A 6,942-nucleotide genomic window follows, 5' to 3' on the forward strand; every position below is an offset into this window, starting at 1 on the left:
CTACTAAATCTATAGATTTTGTAAATTTTTATTAAAAAAGCTTGGAGGTTAAATTTTTATGCTCTTACTTTGTCCAAGCTACTTTAAAATTAAGTGGTTGATTTATAAAGAAGAGTTGAGAGACAGGCTCGTTGACACTCTAGCAACCTGGCGTATTTTACTAAGGTGCTAATTCCTGATTCCAGAAGGCTTGCCAGGGGGCAAGCAAGGGAGAATATAAAGATATTATCACGATGAAATTCGCACCCTTACATTTTTCATTTTCAACTGCAAGTCTAGAGCTGCATTCCTTCTATAATGCCAAACACTTTTTTATGTGCTGTTGGTCTAATCGATGTTGTTGAGGTAAATCAACCTTTTTCTTTTACTCATTTCTTATTTACAGATTTTATTTTGGGTTCATTGAATCCAGGTGAAATTGGTAGATATTAAATCTCTCATTGGAGGAATATTTTAATTCAACTTTTAAAAATAACTCAATAAAGATATGGCAATATTCATTACAGATGAATGCATTAATTGTGGGGCATGTGAACCTGAATGCCCTAATACGGCAATTTATGAAGGAGGAATAGAATGGTCCTGGGCGGGAGGAACTGACTTAACTGAAGTGGAGCTAGAGGATGGTTCGATTATAGAAGGAAATGAAGCTCAGGAGCCAGTGTCCGAGGAGTTTTATTACATCGTGTCGGGAAAATGTACAGAATGTATAGGCTTTCATGAGGAGCCTCAGTGTGCTGCTGTTTGTCCTGTAGATTGTTGTGTGGATGATCCTGACTATCAGGAAACTGAAGAGGAATTGTTAGCCAAAAAGGAATGGCTTCATGCTTCTTGATGTTTTTAATGATTTACCAAAATTTTTATAGGCCCTTAAAGGGCAAGCGGATGTTCAAAAAAGATATTTAAATAACCATCGGATGACAGCGGTATCAATTAAATCAAAATCTATTTCCAAAGTAGCCCAAAAGGACATTGTTGAGCTAAGGGAAAAAATTTCAGCCTTCAAGAAAGGGCAGATTCCAGAAGAACGTTTCAAGGCGTATCGTCTGGCAAGGGGAGTTTATGGACAGCGCCAGTTGGGAGTTCAAATGGTTCGCATCAAGATTCCTTATGGAAAATTGACCGCTGATCAGTTGGTTAGAATAGCGGATCTTTCCCAGGAATATACCAACGGGAATTTACACGCGACTACCCGTCAAAATATTCAGTTGCATTATATAAAGCTGGATGATTCTCCTGAGTTATGGGGGAAATTGGAGGAGGTAGGTATTACCACTCGGGAATCTTGTGGTAATACGGTAAGAAATATTACTGCATCTGCCCTGGCTGGAATTGATCCTGATGAACCATTTGATGTGGCGCCATATGCAGAGGCTGTATTTCAATATTTTTTGAGAAATCCCGTCTGTCAGGAAATGGGAAGAAAAATAAAAATGGCTTTTTCTTCGAGTGAAAAGGATTCCGCTTTTACCTATTTCCATGATTTCGGATTCATTCCGAAAATTCGACAAAAAGATGGTAAAGAAGAAAGAGGTTTCAAAGTTGTAGTGGGCGGTGGATTGGGAGCTCAATCCTTTATTGCACCAACAGCATATGAGTTTTTGCCTGAGGAAGAGATAATTCCATTTATTGAAGCAGGGCTTCGAGTATTTGATCGCTATGGAGAGAGAGAACGTCGGTATAAAGCTCGTTTAAAATATTTGATTGAGGAAAAGAAGGGAATCGGATTGGAGAAATTCCTCGAATTAGTTAATGAGGAGCGAAAGGCCCTGTCGCATCAAACCTATACGGTAAAATTGGTGGAGGAGCAAATTCCTAATTTGCCTGAAATTACTGAATTACCAGAGGTAAAAATTGCAGATGAAAAGAAATACCAGCATTGGTTGCAAACTAATGTGTTTGAACAAAAGCAAAAGGGCTATTATGCCATACGTTTAAAGCTCTTATTGGGAAATCTAAGTGCGGAAAAAGCCCGTGAATTAGCAGATATTGTTCGAAGTTATGTGGCTAATGATATCCGTATGACCGTCACTCAGGGCATTATATTGAAGTATGTGCGTAAAGAGCTGCTCCCATATTTATTTTATCGCCTGAACCATTTGGAATTTGCGGAGCCTGGCGCAGACTCTATTGCGGACATTACGGCTTGCCCTGGAACAGATACTTGTAATTTGGCTGTAACAAACAGTACGGATATTAGTGTAGAGTTGGAAAAAGTAATTCGTGAGGATTTTGAGCACTTGATTGCGGATTCCAATATCTCCATTAAAATAAGTGGATGTATGAATTCCTGTGGCCAGCACATGGCTGCAAATATTGGACTTCATGGAAGTTCAATCAAGTACCAGGAAAAAGTTATTCCTGCGCTTCAATTGGTGTTAGGGGGAGGAGTGGATCCCTATGGAAAAGGTTTTATCGCAGAAAAGGTGATCAAGCTCCCTTCTAAAAAGATTCCATTAGCCCTTCGTTTCATTCTCAATGATTATGAGGATAATTCAGAGGAGGGGGAATATTTTAATACATATTTCCTTAGGGTTGGGAAGAGATATTTCTATAATCTGTTAAAGCCCTTGGCAGATTTAGAAAAACTTTCTGCATCCGATTATATCGATTGGGGTAATACGGAAGATTTTATTCCGGAGATTGGTACAGGAGAATGTGCAGGAGTTAGTTTTGATATGGTAAGTACCATTCTTCAAGACGCTGAAGAAAAACTGTATTATGCTCGAGAAGCATTGGCCGAAAATTACTACTCAGGAGCTATCTATCATGCATATAGCACTTTTGTAGTAGCGGCCAAAGGTTTGCTTTTAAGTAAAGATGTGAATTGTAATACTCATAAGGGGATAATTTCAGATTTCAATACTCATTTTTATGAGGGTGGTGAAGTTACTCTACCACTTGATTTTGAGACTTTGGTATTGCAAATCAATAAAAATGAACCGGAGGAGGTTTTTGCCAAAGCTTACTTGGAGCAGGCGGAAGATTTCTACTCTATGGTAATCCACTATCGAAGAGAACAGGCTGAAGGTAGAGAAATCGAGGTAGCCGACAAATTAGTATTGTCAAATTATTATAAAGCTTAGCCATGCAACCTCAAGTCACCCTGGTAGGTGCAGGTCCGGGAGACCCGGACCTCATCTCCCTAAAAGGAGTTAAGGCATTGAAAAATGCGGATGTCGTTTTGTACGATGCACTCGTAAATCCCTTGTTATTAAACCATTGTTCTCCTTCAGTTAAGAAGGTGTATGTGGGAAAGCGGGCCGGAAAAGCAAGCTACACGCAGGAAGAAATCAATCAGTTAATGGTAAGCCATGCTTTAAGCCATGGTCATGTGGTCCGTTTAAAAGGAGGAGATCCCTTTATTTTTGGAAGGGGAAAGGAGGAGTTGGAATATGTACAGTTCTTCAATATCCCTACAGAGGTAGTATTGGGAATTTCGAGTGTCAATTTGCCAGGTTATTATGGGATTCCTCTTACAAAACGAGGAATTAACCAGAGTTTTTGGGTGGTTACCGCTACCAATAAAGAAGGAAACTTAACGGATGATGTTCGTTTAGCTGCTCAATCCTCTGCCACAGTAGTCCTTTTAATGGGATTGAAAAAATTAGAGGAGATTGTTACACTTTTTAAGGAAAATGAGAAGGGAGATCTACCAATTGCGATTATTTCCAAAGGTTCTACTGTAGAGGGTAAAGTAATATTTGGTACAATAGATACTATAGTGGAGAAAAAACGAAAAGTAGGGGTTACGTCTCCAGCCATGATAATAATTGGAGAGGTGGTAGCAAGCCATGAACAATTTAACGAATGGAGAGAAGAGACAGCTGCATATTTTCCTGCATAAATTTTTTGAAATGGATATTAGTAAAAAATCACTTAGTGAGGGAAACTCTTTGTTCCCCATCTTTTTAAAAATAGATCAGATTAGAACACTTCTTGTTGGTGGAGGAAATGTTGGTTTAGAAAAATTGGAAGCCTTGTTAAAAAACGATCCCCATGCCAAAGTGAAAATTGTAGCTTTAGAGACCAAAAAGGAGGTTAAGGAATTGGCTAAAATGAACCCCAATATTCAGTTGTTTAATAGGGCTTTTCAACAAGAGGACCTGGAAGAAATAGACTTGGTAATTCTGGCCACAGCCAATATGCCTCTTAATCATGAAATTAGAAACCTGGCAAGAGAAAGGAGATTGCTAATCAATGTTGCGGATAAGCCTGAACTATGTGATTTTTATCTGGGCTCGACGGTAAAGAAAGGAAATTTGAAAGTTGGAATCTCCACAAATGGTCAGTCACCTACATTTGCAAAACGTTTCCGGGAGATGTTGGAAACTTCCCTAAGTGATGACATTGATGATTTGTTGGGAAATTTGAAAAACCTTCGTGATTCCTTAAGAGGAGATTTTAATTTTAAAGTTCAGCGTTTGAATCAGATTACAAGGGATTTAGTGAGACGTCAGTAGCTTTGTATTTTACTTAATCTCATTTTTAGGATTGTGGTTAAGGCCAAATATTTGTCCAAATTCAATCCATATTAAACATGATAACCGCTTTTATTTGTTCTTTCGTATTCATTGTTAGATATCCGAAATAAACGCCTTTTCAAAAGGTGTTTTTTTTTGCTCCAGGTCGCTCAAGGAAAGAAGGTGAAAAAACGGATTGAAAACAATTAAAGATATTGCCTGTTAAAAAAATGAAAAGTGCGAGGTTGAATTATAGGTGGGGTGTATGGCACAATTAAAGCTAAAGTTTTTTTTAGTATTAATTTTATTTCAACTTTTTCCGAAGTTATTATTCCCTCAAAATCAAGAAATAGGCAGAAAATATAACTATACAGTTGGTGCTCACCTATTTGGTGGGATGATTTTGAATATTAGCGAATCCGTAGGTCATTTGATCCGGAGTCATCCCACAGGGTTTGAGGTTTATGCTCACCTGAATACTTATGGAAATAAACCTTGGGAGGCCTATTTTAATTATCCTGATTTAGGATTTGCAATTAATTATGTAGAAACTCACAATCCGGAAATAGGACAAGTTATTTCCCTTTTTCCTTATATCAATTTTTATTTTTTAAGGGCTGGCCGATTTCAGGTTTACTACCATGGGGGAGTGGGAACTGGTATTGCCACAAAACCTTATGAAAGGGAAAACAATAATAAAAATACTTTTATTTCCTCCCGGTTTAACTTTACTCTGCAGACCCGATTAGGGTTAAAATTCCTTTATTCCCCAAGAATTACCCTAAATACCTCACTTAGTTTAACCCATTCTTCAAATGGCTCCTATAAAAGCCCCAATAATGGACTTAATGTAGTTTCTGTTGACCTTGGCTTATGGTATACTTTTAATAGTATTAAACCCTATTATAAAAACCCTTTATCTGGTATACCTAATACCCGTAAATTGAGGTTAAATGTTGTACTTGCCTTTGGTATGAAAGAGTTAGATGAGGACAAAGGAAATAAATACCCTTCTTATACTTTGCAGACTTACGGTGATCTTCAAATAAATAGTTCCAGGGCCTTTCACTTTGGCTTTGATTTCTTTTCTAACATGGCCATTAAAAAAAGAATCAGATTGGACCCTTCCCTAAAATCCCAAAAAAGACTTCCGGACCACAAGCGGATCGGACTTATAATTGGACATGAAGTGTTTTTTGATCAAGTTTCATTTGTAACACAAATAGGAACCTACATTTATAACCCTTATAAAATGGGTGGAGAGTTGATTTACCAAAGAATACGATTAAAGTACAATTGGAAAGATAAATATTCTATCTCTGTTGCTCTTAAGGCTCATCGCTCAAAAGCCGACAATGTAGAATGGGGTATCGCTTATAGATTATGACTTTTTAATTAGAGAGAGTTTAAGGGCTCTTCTTAATTTCCCATGTTTTTATGAGTAGAAAGTTTTTGAAGATTGTATTCTACTGAATTTATGATGTTTATATGGATTGATAACATTGATTGAATTCTTATTAATAGTTAAATTGATGTAAAACAGACCATCGCCGGTCATAGGGTTTCAAAAGGGGGGAAGATGTGGAAGTAAATTGAAAAGTTAACTTTAACATTGTTAGTTTTGGATAGAAACAGATCTGCATTTCAGCAATTTCTCCAGCAAAAAGGAAATTTATATTGGTTGTTAGTCTTAAATCTTTTGCTGCGTCTGGGAATTGTCTTTTCCTCCAATTTAGGAAATGACGAGGTTTATTATGTTTTGTACGCCCTTTATCCTGATTGGAGTTTCTTTGATCATCCACCAATGGTGGGAGCTTTAATAAGGTTGTTTAGTTTTAATTTGGCCACTATTTCTAATGACGTTTTTGTTCGTTTGGGTTCCATTATTTTAGGGACACTTAATTTATTAATTATTTATCGAATAGGATCCTTATTGAAAAATAGAACTACTGGATTTATCGCAGCTGTGCTTCTTTCTGCCTCCTTCTATAGTTCCTTAATCGTTGGTACCTTTATTCTTCCTGATACTCCTCAAAGTACCTTTTGGCTTTTGGCGGTTTACTGTTTTATTCTTTATATCTGGAATATGGGAGAGAAAAAACTCCCCCTTTATTTTTTTGGTGTCTCCGTTGGTTTGGCAATGCTTTCAAAATACCATGGTATATATCTATGGTTGGGAGCTTTTATATATTTTCTTTTTTTTGATAGAAAGGGACTTCTAAGGCCAGCCTTATGGGGTTCAGTTCTGATAAGTTTTTTGTTTTTTATTCCCGTTATCTACTGGAATTTAATAAGTGATTATTCGGGGATAAATTATCATATGGATAGAGTGGGAAATAGGGACCTTATACCAAGTATAAAGTTCTTTTTTCCAGAATTTTTTGGGCAGATATTTTACAATAACCCCATTAATTTTTATCTCATTGTCTTGGGTTTAATAATCCTGTACAGAAAAAGGAGAAACCTAATGGATCCAAAA

General features: G+C 37.0%; 6 protein-coding genes and 1 riboswitch. All 6 genes read left to right on the forward strand.

The genetic code is table 11. The features are described 5' to 3' along the window. The first annotated feature begins 99 nt into the window (after positions 1-99). Positions 100-223, forward strand: a riboswitch (SAM riboswitch). A gap of 264 nt (positions 224-487) precedes the next feature. Then, positions 488-835, forward strand: coding sequence for a 4Fe-4S binding protein (locus E1171_RS11170; RefSeq protein WP_155206089.1), 348 nt, complete (start codon positions 488-490; stop codon positions 833-835). Between the two features lie 82 nt (positions 836-917). Beyond that, positions 918-3,086 (forward strand): HEPN domain-containing protein, encoded by a 2,169-nt coding sequence (locus E1171_RS11175; protein ID WP_155206090.1) that lies wholly within the window; start codon positions 918-920, stop codon positions 3,084-3,086. A 2-nt stretch (positions 3,087-3,088) separates the two neighbouring features. Continuing rightward, positions 3,089-3,847, forward strand: coding sequence for a uroporphyrinogen-III C-methyltransferase (gene cobA / locus E1171_RS11180; RefSeq protein ID WP_155206091.1), 759 nt, complete (start codon positions 3,089-3,091; stop codon positions 3,845-3,847). Between the two features lie 10 nt (positions 3,848-3,857). Beyond that, positions 3,858-4,463 (forward strand): precorrin-2 dehydrogenase/sirohydrochlorin ferrochelatase family protein, encoded by a 606-nt coding sequence (locus E1171_RS11185; protein ID WP_155206092.1) that lies wholly within the window; start codon positions 3,858-3,860, stop codon positions 4,461-4,463. Between the two features lie 265 nt (positions 4,464-4,728). Continuing rightward, positions 4,729-5,850 carry an acyloxyacyl hydrolase gene (locus tag E1171_RS11190; RefSeq protein ID WP_155206093.1) on the forward strand — a complete coding sequence of 374 codons (1,122 nt, stop codon included), beginning with the start codon at positions 4,729-4,731 and terminating at the stop codon, positions 5,848-5,850. A 234-nt stretch (positions 5,851-6,084) separates the two neighbouring features. After that, positions 6,085-6,942, forward strand: an 858-nt coding sequence (locus E1171_RS11195; protein WP_155206094.1) for a glycosyltransferase family 39 protein, incomplete at its 3' end; no start/stop codon positions are given.

It is taken from the genome of Xanthovirga aplysinae (assembly GCF_009711365.1).
GTDB classification, from domain to species: domain Bacteria; phylum Bacteroidota; class Bacteroidia; order Cytophagales; family Cyclobacteriaceae; genus Xanthovirga; species Xanthovirga aplysinae.

Coding starts and splice junctions, on each gene's coding strand:
- E1171_RS11175 (WP_155206090.1), top strand. CDS start 918: ATGACAGCGGTATCAATTAAATCAAAATCTATTTCCAAAGTAGCCCAA.
- E1171_RS11190 (WP_155206093.1), top strand. CDS start 4,729: ATGGCACAATTAAAGCTAAAGTTTTTTTTAGTATTAATTTTATTTCAA.
- cobA (WP_155206091.1), top strand. CDS start 3,089: ATGCAACCTCAAGTCACCCTGGTAGGTGCAGGTCCGGGAGACCCGGAC.
- E1171_RS11170 (WP_155206089.1), top strand. CDS start 488: ATGGCAATATTCATTACAGATGAATGCATTAATTGTGGGGCATGTGAA.
- E1171_RS11185 (WP_155206092.1), top strand. CDS start 3,858: ATGGATATTAGTAAAAAATCACTTAGTGAGGGAAACTCTTTGTTCCCC.